Here is a 16,660-nt window from a genome sequence, read left to right as displayed (position 1 = left end):
TCAATTACCCCGGATTCTTTTATCTTTCGCCAAGCTTCAGGTTCGGAACCGCATTCAGATCCCAGCTGTGGCGTGTTCCCCTGATATATTCATAGTAAGCTGCCACTCCGATCATCGCTGCGTTATCCGTACAGAAGATCGGTGACGGACGGTAAAATTTGTATCCATGTTCTGTACACGCTTTTTCCATAGCAGTGCGAAGTGCTCCATTGGAAGCAACACCTCCTGCAATAGCAACCTTTTTCATGCCAAAATCAGCTGCTGCCTGCATGGTATGCTCTACCAGTACATCAACAACCGCCTTCTGGAAGGATGCTGCGATATCTGCACGGTTTACTTCCTCACCTTTCATTTTTGCCCCGTTTAAATAATTAAGAACTGCAGACTTCACGCCGCTGAAGCTGAAATCATATGGATTTTCACCGATTTTTGCACGTGGAAACTCAATAGCATACGGATTTCCTTCCTTTGCCAGCCTGTCGATCTTCGGACCTCCTGGATATCCGAGCCCAATGGCACGTGCAACCTTATCAAATGCCTCTCCTGCCGCATCGTCTCTGGTTCGGCCCAGGATCTCAAACTGACCGTAATCCTTCACAATAACAAGATGGGTGTGTCCACCGGATACAATGGCACAGAGAAACGGCGGTTCCAGATCCGGATGCTCAATATAGTTGGCAGAAACATGTCCTTCTATATGATGCACGCCTACCAGCGGCAAGTTTCTTGCATAGGCAATAGCCTTGGCTTCTGCCACACCTACAAGAAGTGCACCGACAAGCCCCGGTCCATAGGTTACACCGATAGCATCAATATCATCCAGAGTGACGTTTGCCTCGTCCAGTGCTTCCTGGATGACCTGATTGATCCTTTCTATATGATTTCTGGAGGCGATCTCCGGTACAACACCTCCATACAGTTTATGGATCTCGATCTGTGAAGAAATCACATTTGATAAGACAGTCCTTCCGTTTTTTACAACGGAGGCTGCTGTTTCATCACAGGAGCTCTCAATACCAAGAATTAATGTATCTTTCATTTTTTTCAGTCCTCTTCAAAATTCAGTTCCACACTCTTCCCGTCTTTTCCCGGCCATGCCTTCGGAAAGATCTCACGTACTGTATCCATGTAATCATCCGGACGTACCAGAGAAGGGCTGTAATGGGTCAGCCACATTTCCCCCACTTCCGCATCACGGGCAAGAGTAGCCGCTTCACGAAACGTCATGTGTTTGTAGCCTTTTGCCTTTTCGATCTTGTCATCTTCACCGTACATTCCCTCACAGATAAAAAGATCGGAGTCTTTTGCATTACGTAAAATAGACTCTGTCGGTCTGGTATCTGTGGTATAGGTAAGCTTGATCCCTTTTCTCGGCGGACCAAGCACCATATCCGGTGTGTAGATCCTTCCTTCATCCTCAACGGTCTGTCCCTTCTGCAGCGGATTCCAGAATTTCAGCGGGATCTCATGCTCTCTGGCACTGTCAGGAGAAAATTTTCCCTGGCGCAGGATCTCAAGGGTATATCCATAGCATGTAACATTATGGTTCACCCGAAATGCAGTGATCCGGTAACCATTCAGTTCCAGAACTTCCTCCGGTTTCGTGATCTCGATAAATTTAATTTCAAAGGGCAGCTCCGGTGCGATCACACGAAGTGCGCTTACCACACGTTCCAGTCCTCTTGGGCCTACCAGAGTCAGCGGTTCTGTGCGGTCTGCATTTCCCATAGTCAGAAGGAGTCCCGGAAGTCCGCTGATATGATCCCCATGATAATGGGTAAAACAGATCACATCAATAGGCTTGAAGCTCCAGCCCTTTTCTTTAATGGCCACCTGGGTGCCTTCCCCGCAATCGATCATCAGACTGCTGCCGTTATAACGGGTCATCAGCGCGGTAAGCCATCTGCGTGGCAGCGGCATCATTCCTCCGCAGCCAAGTAAACAAACATCTAACATATTTTTCCTCTTTTCCTGTTCTGTGGCAAAGTTTAGCATACTTATCCCGTACAGACAAGTACCTCTCCCGGGTAGGCCTATTCAGAAACTGCAGTGCGTGTCATAAGAACAGCATCCTCTGTGGGATCTGTATAGTATCCCTTTCGCAGGCCATCCCGCACAAATCCCTGACGTTCATAAAGCCGGATCGCAGTCTCATTTCCTGCCCGGACCTCCAGATGGATCATGGTGATCCCACGCTCTTCTGCCAGACGGATCATGCTTTCCATAAGGAAATTTCCGATTCCCTCTCTCTGACGGTCTCTGCGGACAGCCACATTGGTCACATCCCCCTCATCCAGCACCGTAAGAAGACCGCAATATCCCAGGATCCGGTCCTTTTCTTCCACAACAAGAAACATCCCATTCTCTTTCATAAGAAATGTCAGAAATCCCTCTTTTGTCCAGGGGACTGAAAAAAGCTCCTCTTCGATCTCCATAACCTGATCCAGGTCATCCACAAGCATTTCTCTTAAGATCATGCGTTTTCCCCTTCTGATCCTTTTTTCAATTTCTGGGCACGCTCCCGCTCAGCCTGTGAGACGCGGAGATAATCCGGTTTGTGCTCAGCCGCTGTCTCGGTTCTGCCTTCTTTATAATAAAGGATACCTAGTGCACCTACAGCACCTGCTCTCTGTCTGGAAAGATGGGCCGGTGCAAAAGAAAACGGTACAGTAAGCATATCTGCGATGGTATTTTTAAATACCGGGACTCCGTCTCCGAGAAATGTTACGGCTTCTCCCATATCATTCAGCATGGAAAGAAGCTCCTCGATTCCCACTGCCATCTGATCCTTTACCGTCATGAGCCTGTGATCTTCGTAACGGTAGATTCCCGTATAAACCTGCTTTCTTCTAGCATCCATGATCGGACAGATCAGCCCGTTTACATCATAGAGATTATAGGCCAGTGCCTCCACTGTCGGAATCCCGACCAGTGGTTTGTCAAGGGCAAGTCCAAGTCCCTTGGCTGTAGCAGAGCCAATACGGAGTCCGGTGAAAGAGCCCGGTCCCTTGGCTACCGCAATAGCGTCAATAGTCTTCAGATCCAGCTCTGTCATCTTCACGATCTCATCCAGCATGGGAAGAAGAGTCTGGGAATGTGTTTTCTTGTAATTAACTGTATATTCCGCTACCAGTGTATCGTCCTCCACAACGGCTACAGATGCCACGATTCCGGAACTGTCCAGTGCCAAAACTCTCATTCTGTCTTTTCTCCTCTCTCCTCAATGGTGATCTTTCTGTATTCAAAACCCTTCTCAAGATCTTTTTCAATGGTAACTTCGATCCTTTTTTCCGGCAGGATCTCCTCAATGAGCTCCGCCCATTCGATCAGACAGATTCCCTGCCCGAAAAAATAATCATCGTATCCGATCTCTTCCATCTCTTCCAGATCCCCGATACGATATACATCAAAATGATAAAATGGCAGACGTCCGTCTTCATATTCCTGGATAATGGTAAATGTAGGGCTGTTTACAGGTTCTGTAATTCCAAGACCTGCTGCCACTCCCTGTGTAAACACGGTTTTTCCAACTCCGAGATCGCCTGTCAGTGTGTAGATTTGTCCCGGTTTCGCATTCATTCCGATCGTTCTTCCGACCTCGAATGTTTCCTCAGGATCATGCGTTTCTATGACCATATTTTCCACCTTTTTCTTGCACAATTATTCTTTGCATATTATAATAGAGCGAACAGCGAAATACAATACTTTTTGAAAAGGAGTGCGAAAACTATGGCAAATCCTATCGTTACCATCACAATGGATAATGGCGATGTAATGAAAGCGGAATTATATCCGGAAGTTGCCCCAAACACAGTAAATAACTTCATCAGCCTTATTAAAAAAGGCTTTTATGATGGCCTGATCTTCCACCGTGTCATCAACGGCTTTATGATCCAGGGCGGATGCCCGGACGGAACCGGTATGGGTGGCCCGGGATACAGCATCAAGGGTGAGTTCTCTCAGAACCGTTTCAAAAACGACCTGAAGCATACACCAGGTGTTCTCTCCATGGCAAGAGCCATGAATCCGAACTCTGCCGGAAGCCAGTTCTTTATCATGCACAAGGCTGCTCCGCATCTTGACGGAAGCTATGCTGCATTCGGTCAGATCATTGAGGGTATGGATGTTGTAAATGCTATCGCAGAGACAGACACGGACTACAGTGACCGTCCTCTTGACGAGCAGAAGATCAGCTCCGTGACTGTTGATACCTTTGGTGTGGATTATCCGGAACCGGAGAAATGCTGACAGGCATAATTTTCTGAAATAAAAAAGCCCCGCGAAGAGCAGACTGTAACGCAGATCCTCTGACCTCTTCCCGGGGTATTTTTATACCGACATTCTCTTTTTTTTTATTTTTCGAAGGTCTTCACTTCTCCGTTTACTTTTGCAAAATACAGCTCTGCATCTTTCTCAAGTCCGGCTCTTCCGTTTGTTCCCTCTGTGATCGTCTTCTTTACCTCTTCGATCTGGTCATCCGGCACCAAAAGTTTCAGGACAACCTTATCGGTATATTCGGAATCCAGAATCGGCAGACTTCTTTCTCCTGCGATATACTGGATCTTTCCGATTCCTGTATAATCCGTCGTTACCTGAAGGGATATCCCATGATGCTTTTCAATGACAGTACTTGCCGCCAGTCCTGCCTGGACTGCACCGGAATATGCCCGCACAAGCCCTCCTGTCCCAAGAAGGACACCTCCAAAATATCTGGTCACCACAATGGCTGCGTTATAGATCCCAGCTCCCAGCAGCACATCCAGCATAGGCCTTCCGGCTGTTCCGGATGGTTCTCCGTCATCACTGCAGCGGGTGGCTTCCCGGTTCATCCCTACGGAATATACATAGCAGTTATGACGTGCATCCCAGTATTTTTTTTTCATTTCTTCGATAAAGGCAAGGGCCTCTTCTTCAGTTTCCACAGGACGGACGGTTGCGATAAAACGGGATTTTTTTTCCACAAGTTCGCCTTCGCCACCTTCGTATATGGTTTTATAATGTTCCAGCATGGTTTACGCCTCCGTTATCTGTATCCAAACCCTCTGTTTCAGGCAGAGTTTTCTTTATTGTATAATAATTATCTTCATTGCACAATGTATAAGATATCATGAATTGTGAAATTTTTTTTAAGGCTTTATTTGGCTTTCCATATTTGTTATAATAAAACGGATTATAAAGGAGGAATATTATGAACTACGGAAAAAGATCCACTTCCAAGAAGCGGAATGCTCTGATCTCCCGTACTTCCATGCTGGAAAAAAGAGCACATGTTTCGTTTATCCGGGTTTTATTTACAGCTCTGATCGCAGTCTGCGTCATGGTTGTCTGCCTTGGTATCGGCTCCTTCCGGGGCGTGATCGCCGGAGCACCTGACGTCAACGATGTGGATATTTCACCTCTCGGATATGCAACCTTCCTGTATGATGACCAGGGAACACAGATCCGACAGCTTTCAGCCCCTACATCCAACCGTCTTCCGGTCTCCCTGGACCAGATCCCGGTCAGTCTGCAGCATGCAGTGGTAGCCATTGAGGATGAGCGTTTTTATGAACATAACGGTATTGATGTCCGCGGTATCGCACGTGCCGCAATGAAGGCGGTCACCACCGGTAACTTTTCCGAGGGTGCCAGTACCATCACACAGCAGCTTCTGAAGAATAATGTTTTCACTGACTGGACCAACGAATCCACACAGCTGGAACGTTTCACACGTAAGTTCCAGGAGCAGTACCTTGCTGTACAGATTGAAAAAAAATATGACAAAAATGTGATTCTTGAGAATTACCTGAATACCATTAACCTGGGTGCAGGTTCCTACGGTGTACAGGCCGCTTCCAAAAAATACTTTAACAAAGACGTATGGGATCTGAATCTTTCTGAATGTGCCACCCTTGCCGGCATCACGCAGAACCCTACCAAATTCAATCCGATCACCAATCCAAAAGCGAACTCTAAGAGACGTAAGGAAGTCCTGGATCACATGCTGGATCAGAATTACATCTCACAGGATGAATATAATGCAGCACTGAATGATGACGTTTATTCCCGTATCCAGGCCGCACAGCTTGAGAACACCGAAGAAGAAAGTACTGTTTACACGTATTTCGAAGATGAGGTTACCAATCAGGTCATCAGCGACCTGATGAACATTAAAGGATATACCAAGACACAGGCTACCAATCTTCTTTACAGCGGTGGTCTGAAGATCATGACAACCCTGGATTCCAACATGCAGCAGATCCTTGATGAGGAATATGCGAACCCTGACAACTATCCGGCCAATGTTCAGTATGAACTGGATTATGCACTGACTGTACAAGGTCCGGATGGAAAACAGACCAACTACAGCAAAGAAATGCTGCAGCTGTATTTCCGCGATCAGGATCCGGAATTTGATCTTCTCTTTGATTCTCCTGAGGAAGGTCAGCAGTATGTGGATCAGTACAAGGCCAACATCCTAGCAGACGGAAGCACCGTAGTATCTGAGCGTGTAAACTTTGCGCCACAGCCACAGTCTTCCATGACTGTCATTGACCAGCATAGCGGTTACGTAAAAGCCCTGATCGGAGGCCGTGGCGAAAAAACAGCCAGCCTGACCCTGAACCGTGCCACTGATACGACCAGACAGCCTGGTTCTACCTTTAAGATTGTTTCCACCTATGCACCGGCGTTAAACGAAAAAGGCGATACACTTGCTACAACCTTTATGGATGAGCCTTACGAATACCCAGACGGATCTCCTGTCAACAATGCCTCAAGAAGCTATGGCGGTGAGACCACCATCCGTAAAGCGATCCAGAATTCCATCAATGTTGTAGCTGTTAAATGTCTGGAACAGGTTACCCCGGCTCTCGGCCTTAAATATCTGGATGATTTCGGTTTCACCACACTGGCTCACGGAACTGAGGCAGATAAAGATGCCAACGGAAATATCTGGAGTGACGCCAACCTGGCTACTGCTCTTGGCGGTATCACCAAAGGTGTCAAGAACGTGGAGCTTTGTGCTGCATATGCAGCCATTGCCAATGGCGGAAACTATATCAAACCGATCTATTATACACAGATCCTTGATCATGACGGAAATGTTCTGATCGAGAACTCCTCCGTTTCCAGATCTGTGATCAAAGACAGTACTGCTTATCTTCTTACAAGCGCCATGGAAGACGTTGTAAAAAAAGGTACCGGTACCGCCTGCCAGCTGGACAATATGACTGTAGCCGGAAAAACAGGTACTACAGAGGACTACAATGACCTGTGGTTTGTAGGCTACACACCGTACTACACCTGTGCAGTATGGTCCGGCTATGACAACAACGAAAAAATTCCGGAAGATGCCCGTAACTTCCACAAAAACCTCTGGAAAAAGGTTATGACCCGTATCCACGAAGGCCTGGAGGACAGAGATTTCGATATGCCTTCCAGTGTGGAAAAAGCCAGTGTCTGCGCAGAAACCGGTCTTCTTCCCAGATCCGGATGCCCGACTATCACAGAGTATTTTGATATCTCCAGTCTTCCCACCGAATACTGCGATCAGCATTTCTACGGCAGCAGCGATTACGATGAAGAGGACTATTATTATAACGAAGATACGGACGCCGATACCGATGCAGCAGCTGAAGCGATTCCAAGCGCAGCTCCGGACAGTACTGACAATTCCGATGATGGTTCCGATGACGGTTCCGAGAATACCGGTGATGATACTGACAATTCCGGAACAGACGACAACACCGGTGGCGATGATGGCAGCGATGACACCGGCGAAGATCCGGTAGAATATTATGAATGACCTCCAGCATACGTATCTTTCATAAACACCATATAAAAAAGTGGTTTCCTGAAATTATGGAAACCACTTTTTTTACTTTTAATAACTTCTTACTGTCTCGCAGTTTATCAGTTCAGGCAAGTCCCACCCCCTGCTTATTGCTTTTCGCAATTGAAGCAGGGGACTTCCCTGGTTCGGTTAAAGTACCATCCTGGCTGCACCGTAGATTCCTGCATCATTGCCAAGTGTCGCGATCACGATAGGAGTATCCTTGCAGGATTCAAAAGCATACTCTCTGTAATATTTCCGGATACAGTCAATAAGCGGCTGTCCGGCCTTGGAAACTCCTCCGCCGACAACAATGGTCTCCGGATCTGTCACACAGCAAATAATGGCAAGAGCACCACCCAGCTGCTCTCCGACCTTTTCCATGGTTGCTACAGCTACCGGATCATTCTCCTTAAATGCGTCCAGAACTGCTTTTGCTGAAATCTCTCCGGCATCTCTGAGAACACTGTTCTCACCGGAAGCTGCAAGCTCTTTTTTTGCCATGCGGACAATTCCGGTCGCAGAAGCATACTGTTCCAGACAGCCCCTGTTTCCGCAGTTGCAGGCTTCTGTTTCATGATGATCCACATTGGCATGTCCGATCTCGCCGCCGGCACCATGATGTCCGGTCACGATCTTTCCGTCAACAATGATACCACCGCCTACACCTGTTCCAAGTGTTACCATGATCACATCGGAGGAGCCTGCTGCAGCACCCTTCCATGCCTCTCCCAATGCCGCTACATTGGCGTCATTTCCGGCTTCAGCATGAAGGCCTGTAAGTTCTTCCATCTCTCCAACAACGTTCTTATATCCCCAGTAGAGATTTACTGCACATGATACTTCTCCTTTGGAGTTTACCGGTCCCGGAACACCGATTCCGACGCCTTCCACATCCTCTTTGGAGATACCCTTTTCTTCCATCTTGGCATTTACTGCTGCTGCCACATCAGGAAGAATCTGATCTCCATTATTTTCTTTACGGGTGGGAATCTCCCATTTCTCAACAAGAGTACCATCCGTGCGGAAAAGTCCGCATTTTACAGTTGTTCCACCTACATCGATTCCAAAACAATATGTTCTCATTTCTTACCCTCTCTTATTCTTCGTCATCCGGATTTTCTCTTTTTTTCGCAAGATTTGCCTGTACACGCTTGTACAGAGCCTCTGCCGCATTGTATCCCATCTTCTTCTGTCTGTGGTTGACAGCCGCTGCCTCAACGATGATCGCCAGGTTACGGCCCGGACGGATCGGAAGAGAATGGCATACCACCTTATTTCCAAGGTACTCTGTATACTCCTCATGCAGTCCAAGACGATCGTATTCCTTGTCTCTGTCCCACTCCTCAAGCTTGATCACAAGATCGATAGACTGGGTATCCTTAACGCTCTCAACACCGAACAGTGTTTTTACATCAATGATACCGATACCACGAAGTTCGATAAAGTGACGTGTGATATCCGGTGCAGATCCCACCAGTGTTACGTCACTGACCTTACGGATCTCAACAACATCATCACTGACAAGACGATGGCCTCTCTTGATCAGCTCCAGGGCTGCCTCACTCTTACCGATACCGCTCTCACCTGTGATCAGGATTCCCTCGCCGTAAACATCAACCAGCACACCATGAATCGAAATACATGGTGCAAGCTGCACGCCCAGCCAGCGGATGATCTCTGCCATAAAGCTGGAAGTTGTTCTTTCTGTCACGAATGTCGGAACATTATATTTAACAGCCAGATCGATCATATCCTGAGACGGACGGGTCATGGTACTGAAAATGACACATGGGATCTTGCTGGAAATGAAACGTTCATATTTAAAACGTCTCTCCTCCTCATTAAGCTGCATCAGATACGTATACTCTACATATCCGATGATCTGAACTCGTTCATTGGCAAAATGCTCCAGATATCCGGTAAGCTGAAGCGCAGGTCTGTTGATCTCCGCAGTCTTGATCACGATGCCTGACAGGTCGATCTCCGGAGTCAGATTATTAAGCTCCAGTTCCTGTACCATTTTTGTCAACTGTACACCCTTCATACTTTTGTCTCCTTTTCGCTGAAAGTTTGCATTCTCACTGCCGTTTTACCGGGGCGTGAGACACCTTATCTTCAATTATACACAATCACTGCTGAAACTGCAATGCAGCATCAGGATTTATGAAAAAATTCATAGACCTGACGGGCGCTTCTGGCATTCATGCTCTCTGTCTGTGCCAGTTCTTCCTCCGATGCATCCCGGATATTTTCCACAGATTTAAATTTACGCAGAAGGGCTTTCCTCCTGGTATCACCGATCCCCGGGATATCATCCAGGATAGAATGGACCTGTTCCCTGCTCCTGAGGGAACGATGGTATTCAATGGCAAACCGGTGGGCTTCATCCTGGATCCTGGTGATCAGGCGGAAGCCTTCGCCGGATGTATCAATAGGGATCTCCACATTGTTGAAATACAGGCCTCTCGTCCGATGATGATCGTCCTTGACCATACCGCAAACCGGGATGCTTATCCCAAGCTCATTCAGCACCTTCATAGCTATATTTACCTGCCCTCTTCCACCATCCATCAGGATCAGATCCGGAAGCCTTGCAAAGCTGTCAAATTCGCCGTTACTCTCATGAGTGAACCTTCGGGTCAGAACTTCTTCCATGCTGGCATAATCGTTGGGGCCCTGTACCCATTTGATCTTGAACTTACGGTAATCACTGCGTTTGGGACGACCTTTTTCATAAACTACCATGGATCCCACAGACTCAAAGCCACTGATATTTGAAATATCATAGGCTTCCATGCGCACCACATTTTTCAGTCCCAGCCATTCTTCCACCTCGTGAACAGCTCCGATGGTTCGTCCTTCCTCCCGCCTGATCCGTTCTCTGTCCTTGGCAAGTACCATACGGGCATTTTCCAGGGCAAGTTCTACCAGCTTTTCCTTTGTTCCCTTCTTCGGGACCCGGATGTGTACCTTCTGCTTTCTTCTTCCTGACAGCCACTCCTCTATGATATTTGCATCTTCGATCTCACACTGCAGCATGATCTCAGATGGGATAAATGGCGTTCCCGCATAAAACTGTTTCAGAAAGCTTGAAAGGACCTGCGCCTTTGTATCGCCTTTTGCCACACGGAGATAAAAATGATCTCTGCCGATCAGCCTGCCATCCCGGATAAAAAACACCTGGACAACCGCATCCTGATCCCTGAGGTCTTCACTGTCATCCATTGCTACTGCAATGATGTCCCTGTCCTCCTGCCCGTAGCCGGTGATTTTCTGCCGTTCCCCGATCTTCCGGATACTGCTGATCAGATCCCGGTATTCCATAGCATCTTCGTAGCGCATTTCCTCCGAAGCTTTCTGCATTTTTTCCATCAGCTCACTAATGGCGTCCTGAAAATCTCCATTCAGAAATTTGATCACCTTATTGATATTCTTTCGATATTCTTCCTGGCTGATATACCCCTGGCAGGGTGCCTTGCACTGTTTCATATGATAGTACAGACAGGGCCGGTCCTTTCCGGTATCTCTCGGAAGACTGCGGTTGCAGGAGCGTACCTGATACAGTTTCCGCACCAGTTCGATCACGTCCTTTACTGCTCCGCCGCTTGTATAGGGGCCAAAATATCTTGCCTTGTCCTTTTTCATTCTCCTGGCAAAAAGCACTCTCGGGTATGGCTCATGAACTGTCACCTTAATAAACGGATAGCTCTTGTCATCTTTGAGCATGGTATTATATTTTGGACGATGCTCCTTGATAAGATTACACTCCAGCACAAGGGCTTCCAGCTCAGAGTCCGTAATAATGTACTCAAATCTGGTAATATGTGTAACCATCCGTTCAATCTTGGCACCTTTATTACGACTGCTCTGGAAATACTGGCGCACACGATTCTTCAGACTGATGGCTTTTCCCACATAGATGATCTCGTCTTTCTCGCCATGCATGATATAAACTCCCGGTTTTGCCGGCAGTTTCTTTAATTCTTCCTCGATTATGAACATAATTTATTCTCCTGTTTTACCATTGCAGTAACAATAAAACCGGGATTTCTCCCGGTTTTATGATGATCTGTTTTATGCCTGTGATCCCGGCTTTTCTTCTGTTTCTGCATGATCGCTATCTGTTTTCTGAACAGATTCTTCTGTTTTCTCCGGTGCCTGCATATTCTCTGTCAGTTCCTGCCCGGATATCTCAGTTCTGCGCGGAACCGATTCTGTATTTTTTGCTGCCTCGTTATTTTCTGCAATCAGTTCAATGCCCCGTTTATCGGATACTTCTTTTTCATCCTCGGAAAGTACCAGATCATCCAGATTCTCCGGGATATCCAGGCCCTGCTGAACTGCACGGAGGATCTTCATGAACTCTTTACCTGTAATGGTTTCCTTGCGGATCAGATATTCCGCGATCTTATCCATCTCTGTTCTGTGACTTCCAAGGATCCTCTTGGCTTCCTCATAGGAATGGTGGAGAAGCTTCATCACCTCATGATCGATCTCTGTTGCGGTATCATCACCACAGTTCAAAACTGCTCTTCCGCTGAGATACTGGTTCTCCTGTGTAGCAAGTCCCATCAGTCCGAACTTCTCAGACATACCATACTGTGTGATCATGGCTCTGGCCACCTTGGTAGCCTGCTCGATATCATTGGCAGCACCTGTAGTGACTGTGTCAAAAACGATCTCCTCTGCAGCACGTCCGCCAAGATAGCCTACCAGCATAGCTTCCAGTTCTTTTTTGGTGTTAAGATATTTTTCTTCCTCAGGTACCTGCATAACGTAACCCAGGGCTCCCATGGTACGGGGTACAATGGTGATCTTCTGTACAGGCTCCGCATCCTTCTGGAGTGCATTTACCAGTGCGTGTCCGACTTCATGGTAGGATACGATCCGACGTTCCTGTTTGCTTAAGATACGGTCCTTCTTCTCTTTTCCCACCAGGACTACCTCTACGGATTCCTCCAGGTCCTTCTGTGATACAGCTTTACGTCCCTTCTTGACTGCAAGGATCGCAGCCTCATTGATCATATTAGCAAGATCAGAACCTACCGCACCGGAAGTTGCAAGTGCAATAGCTTCAAAATCAACGGTGTCATCCAGAAGCACGTTCTTGGCATGTACCTTCAGGATATCCACCCTTCCTTTAAGATCCGGTCTGTCAACGATCACACGTCTGTCAAAACGTCCCGGACGGAGAAGAGCCGGATCAAGAACCTCCGGTCTGTTGGTTGCAGCAAGGATCAGAAGTCCCTTGGATGTATCAAAGCCATCCATCTCCGCAAGCAGCTGGTTTAATGTCTGCTCACGCTCATCATTTCCGCCGCCATAGCGGGAATCACGGCTTTTACCAATGGCATCGATCTCATCGATAAATACGATACACGGAGCATTCTTCTTGGCTTCCTCGAAAAGGTCACGGACACGTGAGGCACCCACGCCCACAAACATCTCCACAAATTCTGATCCGGAAAGAGAGAAGAACGGCACCTGCGCTTCACCTGCAACTGCCTTGGCAAGTAATGTCTTACCGGTTCCCGGAGGGCCTACAAGAAGTGCGCCCTTAGGCAGCTTAGCTCCGATGGCTGTGTATTTTCCGGGGTTGTGAAGAAAATCCACAACTTCCTGGAGTGATTCCTTGGCTTCATCCTGACCTGCCACATCCTTAAAGGAAACTCCCGTTTCCTGCTGCACATAGGCCTTGGCTTTGCTCTTGCCTACGCCCATGCCCATGATCCCGCCGCCTTTGTTCATGCGGCGCATGGAGAACATCAGAAGTCCGAACAGAAGCAGTGTCGGCAGAACCACGCTCAGGATCATCGCAACAAACTCACCAAAAACATCCGGCGGATCGGTCTCAAACTTGATTCCCTTTCCTTCCAGTCTCTTGGTAAGTGCTGTGCTGTCTTCGGTCTTCGTGGTGTAATAGCTCATATCCTCGTACTTGGAATTCTTTTTCTTGGGTACGATCGTCAATGTACTGGACTGGATCGTTACTTCTTTAACCTGGTCCTTATCCACCATATCGATAAATTTATCATAGGATATCTCACTGCTGTTATCCTTCAGCATATTGGTAAACAACGCGAAGCACACCAGTGTGACCAGGAGGCATATCAGAAAAGCCAGGATCGACTGATGATTTTTACCTGATCCCTGCCTGGGATCTTTATTGTCAGGTCGCTTCCCGTCCTGATCATTATTCAATTGATTATTCATTTTTTTCCTCCTCTTGTCATTTCTTTATTATAAAGAGAAAAACCATATAAATCAACTGCGAGATTACAAAAATACCATCAAAAAAACACCGCACTGGATATTGCCAGTGAACGTAAAGTTGTAGTATACTGTTCCCAGTGAATTGGAAAATTAAATAGGAGAGGAAATCAGACAAATGAAAATAGGTTTTGATAATGACAAATATCTGAAAATGCAGTCAGAACACATCCGTGAAAGAATCGGTCAGTTCGGCAACAAGCTTTATCTTGAATTCGGCGGCAAACTGTTTGACGACTACCATGCATCCCGTGTTCTTCCGGGTTTTGAACCGGACAGCAAGCTCCGCATGCTGATGCAGATTTCTGATCAGGCGGAGATCGTTATTGTTATCAGCGCCAATGACATTGACAAGAATAAAGTACGTGGCGATCTTGGGATCACCTATGACGAAGACGTTCTCCGCCTTATGGATGCGTTTACAAGCCGTGGCCTGTATGTGGGAAGCGTATGCATCACACAGTACTCCGGCCAGGAAAGTGCCGATCTCTTCAAAAAACGTCTGGAGAAGCTGGGAATCCGTGTCTACAAGCTTTACCTGATCCCCGGCTATCCAAGCAACACTTCCTTCATTGTAAGTGACGAAGGTTATGGAAAGAATGATTATATTGAAACTACCAGACCGCTGGTCGTGATCACGGCCCCGGGACCAGGAAGTGGAAAGATGGCAACCTGCCTTTCCCAGCTTTACCACGAATACAAACGTGGAGTAAAAGCCGGCTATGCAAAATTCGAGACCTTCCCGATCTGGAACATTCCTCTGAAACATCCGGTAAACCTTGCCTACGAGGCTGCCACTGCAGATCTGAACGATGTCAACATGATCGACCCGTTCCATCTGGAGGCTTACGGCAAAACTACCGTCAACTATAACCGTGACGTAGAAGTTTTCCCTGTTGTACAGGCCATGTTTGAGAAGATCATGGGCAGCTGCCCTTATAAATCTCCGACAGATATGGGTGTCAACATGGCAGGTAACTGCATCGTTGACGATGAAGTATGCCAGGAGGCTTCCCGCCAGGAGATCATCCGTCGTTATTATAAGAGCATGAACGCTCTGGTTTCCGGCTCCGGCACAGAGAATGAGGTACGTAAGATCGAGCTTCTTCTCCAGCAGGCTCATGCAGAGATCACTGACCGTAAGGTTGTTCCGGCTGCCCTCGAAAAGGAAAAAGCAACCAATGGCCCTGCTGCCGCTCTGGAACTTCCCGACGGAAAGATTGTATGCGGAAAAACCTCCGATCTTCTCGGCGCATCCGCTGCTCTTCTTCTCAATGCCCTGAAAGAGCTGGCAGGTGTCGATCACGATCTCCATGTGATCTCCCCTGATGCCATCCATCCGATCCAGCAGCTGAAGACCAAATATCTTGGAAGCAAAAATCCACGTCTTCACATTGATGAGATCCTGATCGCCCTTTCCATGAGTGCTACAACCAGCGATGCCGCACGCCTTGCCCTGGAACAGATCCCGAATCTCCGTGGATGCCAGGTTCATACTTCCGTAATGCTTTCCGATGTGGATGTGATCAGCTTCCGTAAGCTTGGTATTGAGCTTACCTGCGAGGCCAAGGCTGAGAAAAAGAAAGAATATCAGAAAGTCTGATCTTATAAACACCAAAATCCCCTGTGCCGGATCTACGTACAAACGCCGAACCGTACAGGGGATTTTTTTTGAGGGAATCTATAATCAATCAACTTGCCGATATTTTCCTATTTAATTCATCCTATCTTTCTGATAGACAATACCACCTGTTGTAAATTTCACAACACTTCCGTTTTCGACCATATGAAAATAAGGTTCATCTTTCTGTTCTCCTGAAAATATTTTCTCAATTCCGTCACAATATATATTTATAATTTCCGGAGATAACGCATACTTTTTATAACAGTCTTTTTCTTTTTCGCAGACATGGGCAGGAAAAACGCTGCTTACTTTTTTTCTGATTTTCTTCAATTTTAAAAGGCTTTCATAGTACACACGCAAAGAAGCAGATGGGGCAAGCGGACTTTTTCCAGGATTCAAATGTCCCCACACTTCCCAGGTGAGCATGATATCTCCTGTAAAAAGCCATCCTTTCTTCTCCTCAAACAATGCAATACAACCCAGGGTATGACTGGGAACTTCCAGAACTCTAAGCTTTTTATCTCCCAGATCAAAGATATCCCCATCCCTGACTGTACAGATTTTTCTTGCCGGTCCGGGATTCCACATTTCAAACGAGAATCCTTCTTTTTCAGGAATTTCAAAGAACATGAGCTCAGACATTTCTCTCAGCTCCTGGTCTACGATCTGATGGGAAAAAGGTTCGTCATACCTTCCCACACATACTTCTTCAAATTGATGATTTCCTGAATTATGATCCACATGAGCATGAGTATTTACAACAATCAGAGATTTTTCTCCACAAAGTTTCAAAACTTCTTCTTTTAAATCGGTAAGTCCCAGTCCCGTATCCAGAAGAAGAGCTCTTTCTGTTCCATTTATCACATACATAACCGTCTTATCTATTTCATTGATCGCCCACAGATCTTTTTCCAACGGAATGATCCTGAATAACTGCATCTTCATTCCTC

14 protein-coding genes are annotated in these 16,660 nt (G+C 46.9%); 3 read left to right on the top strand and 11 right to left on the bottom strand.

Features of this window, described 5'->3' with window-relative positions; all coding sequences use genetic code 11:
• Window positions 1-19 precede the first annotated feature (19 nt).
• The 5 genes from tsaD to tsaE all read right to left on the bottom strand — a co-directional run bounded on the left by tsaD (window position 20) and on the right by tsaE (window position 3,636).
• Window positions 20-1,039: a tRNA (adenosine(37)-N6)-threonylcarbamoyltransferase complex transferase subunit TsaD gene (gene tsaD / locus CCC17_RS01665; protein ID WP_138277127.1), complete on the bottom strand. Its 1,020-nt coding sequence runs from the start codon at window positions 1,037-1,039 to the stop codon at window positions 20-22.
• A gap of 5 nt (window positions 1,040-1,044) precedes the next feature.
• Window positions 1,045-1,956 carry a ribonuclease Z gene (locus CCC17_RS01660; RefSeq protein ID WP_118513248.1) on the bottom strand — a complete coding sequence of 304 codons (912 nt, stop codon included), beginning with the start codon at window positions 1,954-1,956 and terminating at the stop codon, window positions 1,045-1,047.
• Between the two features lie 77 nt (window positions 1,957-2,033).
• A complete protein-coding gene (gene rimI, locus CCC17_RS01655; protein WP_138277126.1) occupies window positions 2,034-2,477 on the bottom strand; it encodes a ribosomal protein S18-alanine N-acetyltransferase in 444 nt (147 codons plus the stop codon).
• Window positions 2,474-3,199: a tRNA (adenosine(37)-N6)-threonylcarbamoyltransferase complex dimerization subunit type 1 TsaB gene (gene tsaB, locus CCC17_RS01650; RefSeq protein ID WP_138277125.1), complete on the bottom strand. Its 726-nt coding sequence runs from the start codon at window positions 3,197-3,199 to the stop codon at window positions 2,474-2,476. Before tsaB ends, rimI begins: the two co-directional genes overlap by 4 nt.
• Window positions 3,196-3,636 carry a tRNA (adenosine(37)-N6)-threonylcarbamoyltransferase complex ATPase subunit type 1 TsaE gene (gene tsaE / locus CCC17_RS01645; protein WP_015525922.1) on the bottom strand — a complete coding sequence of 147 codons (441 nt, stop codon included), beginning with the start codon at window positions 3,634-3,636 and terminating at the stop codon, window positions 3,196-3,198. Before tsaE ends, tsaB begins: the two co-directional genes overlap by 4 nt.
• Before the next feature lie 93 nt (window positions 3,637-3,729).
• Here tsaE and CCC17_RS01640 point away from each other — a divergent pair, with 93 nt between their 5' ends.
• Window positions 3,730-4,248 carry a peptidylprolyl isomerase gene (locus tag CCC17_RS01640; protein WP_118623612.1) on the top strand — a complete coding sequence of 173 codons (519 nt, stop codon included), beginning with the start codon at window positions 3,730-3,732 and terminating at the stop codon, window positions 4,246-4,248.
• A 104-nt stretch (window positions 4,249-4,352) separates the two neighbouring features.
• Here CCC17_RS01640 and CCC17_RS01635 read toward each other — a convergent pair whose 3' ends face one another.
• The gene (locus CCC17_RS01635; RefSeq protein WP_138277124.1) at window positions 4,353-5,009 is read right to left on the bottom strand and encodes a YigZ family protein; all 657 of its coding nucleotides are present in this window, start codon (window positions 5,007-5,009) and stop codon (window positions 4,353-4,355) included.
• 179 nt (window positions 5,010-5,188) lie between these two features.
• Between CCC17_RS01635 and CCC17_RS01630 the strand changes: the two genes are divergently transcribed.
• A complete protein-coding gene (locus CCC17_RS01630) occupies window positions 5,189-7,786 on the top strand; it encodes a transglycosylase domain-containing protein (RefSeq protein WP_287082393.1) in 2,598 nt (865 codons plus the stop codon).
• A gap of 177 nt (window positions 7,787-7,963) precedes the next feature.
• Here the strand turns inward: CCC17_RS01630 and CCC17_RS01625 are convergent, their stop codons facing one another.
• From CCC17_RS01625 to ftsH, 4 genes are all read right to left on the bottom strand, one after another.
• Window positions 7,964-8,899, bottom strand: coding sequence for an ROK family glucokinase (locus CCC17_RS01625; protein ID WP_138277122.1), 936 nt, complete (start codon window positions 8,897-8,899; stop codon window positions 7,964-7,966).
• 13 nt (window positions 8,900-8,912) lie between these two features.
• The gene (gene hprK, locus CCC17_RS01620) at window positions 8,913-9,860 is read right to left on the bottom strand and encodes an HPr(Ser) kinase/phosphatase (protein WP_021651515.1); all 948 of its coding nucleotides are present in this window, start codon (window positions 9,858-9,860) and stop codon (window positions 8,913-8,915) included.
• A gap of 110 nt (window positions 9,861-9,970) precedes the next feature.
• Window positions 9,971-11,818: an excinuclease ABC subunit UvrC gene (gene uvrC, locus CCC17_RS01615; RefSeq protein WP_118513146.1), complete on the bottom strand. Its 1,848-nt coding sequence runs from the start codon at window positions 11,816-11,818 to the stop codon at window positions 9,971-9,973.
• Window positions 11,819-11,890: 72 nt separating this feature from the next.
• On the bottom strand, window positions 11,891-14,029 hold the full coding sequence (gene ftsH, locus CCC17_RS01610) for an ATP-dependent zinc metalloprotease FtsH (RefSeq protein WP_118513147.1): 2,139 nt from the start codon (window positions 14,027-14,029) through the stop codon (window positions 11,891-11,893).
• 175 nt (window positions 14,030-14,204) lie between these two features.
• Between ftsH and CCC17_RS01605 the strand changes: the two genes are divergently transcribed.
• The gene (locus tag CCC17_RS01605; RefSeq protein WP_118513148.1) at window positions 14,205-15,689 is read left to right on the top strand and encodes a DUF1846 domain-containing protein; all 1,485 of its coding nucleotides are present in this window, start codon (window positions 14,205-14,207) and stop codon (window positions 15,687-15,689) included.
• Window positions 15,690-15,800: 111 nt separating this feature from the next.
• Here the strand turns inward: CCC17_RS01605 and CCC17_RS01600 are convergent, their stop codons facing one another.
• Entirely contained in the window at window positions 15,801-16,649 is an 849-nt protein-coding gene (locus CCC17_RS01600; RefSeq protein ID WP_182433930.1) for an MBL fold metallo-hydrolase, read from the bottom strand.
• Window positions 16,650-16,660 lie beyond the last annotated feature (11 nt).

The sequence above is a fragment of the Blautia sp. LMAG:36 genome (assembly GCF_008680535.1).
GTDB lineage: Bacteria > Bacillota > Clostridia > Lachnospirales > Lachnospiraceae > Blautia_A > Blautia_A fusiformis.
This window is presented reverse-complemented; position numbering and strand designations above follow the sequence as displayed.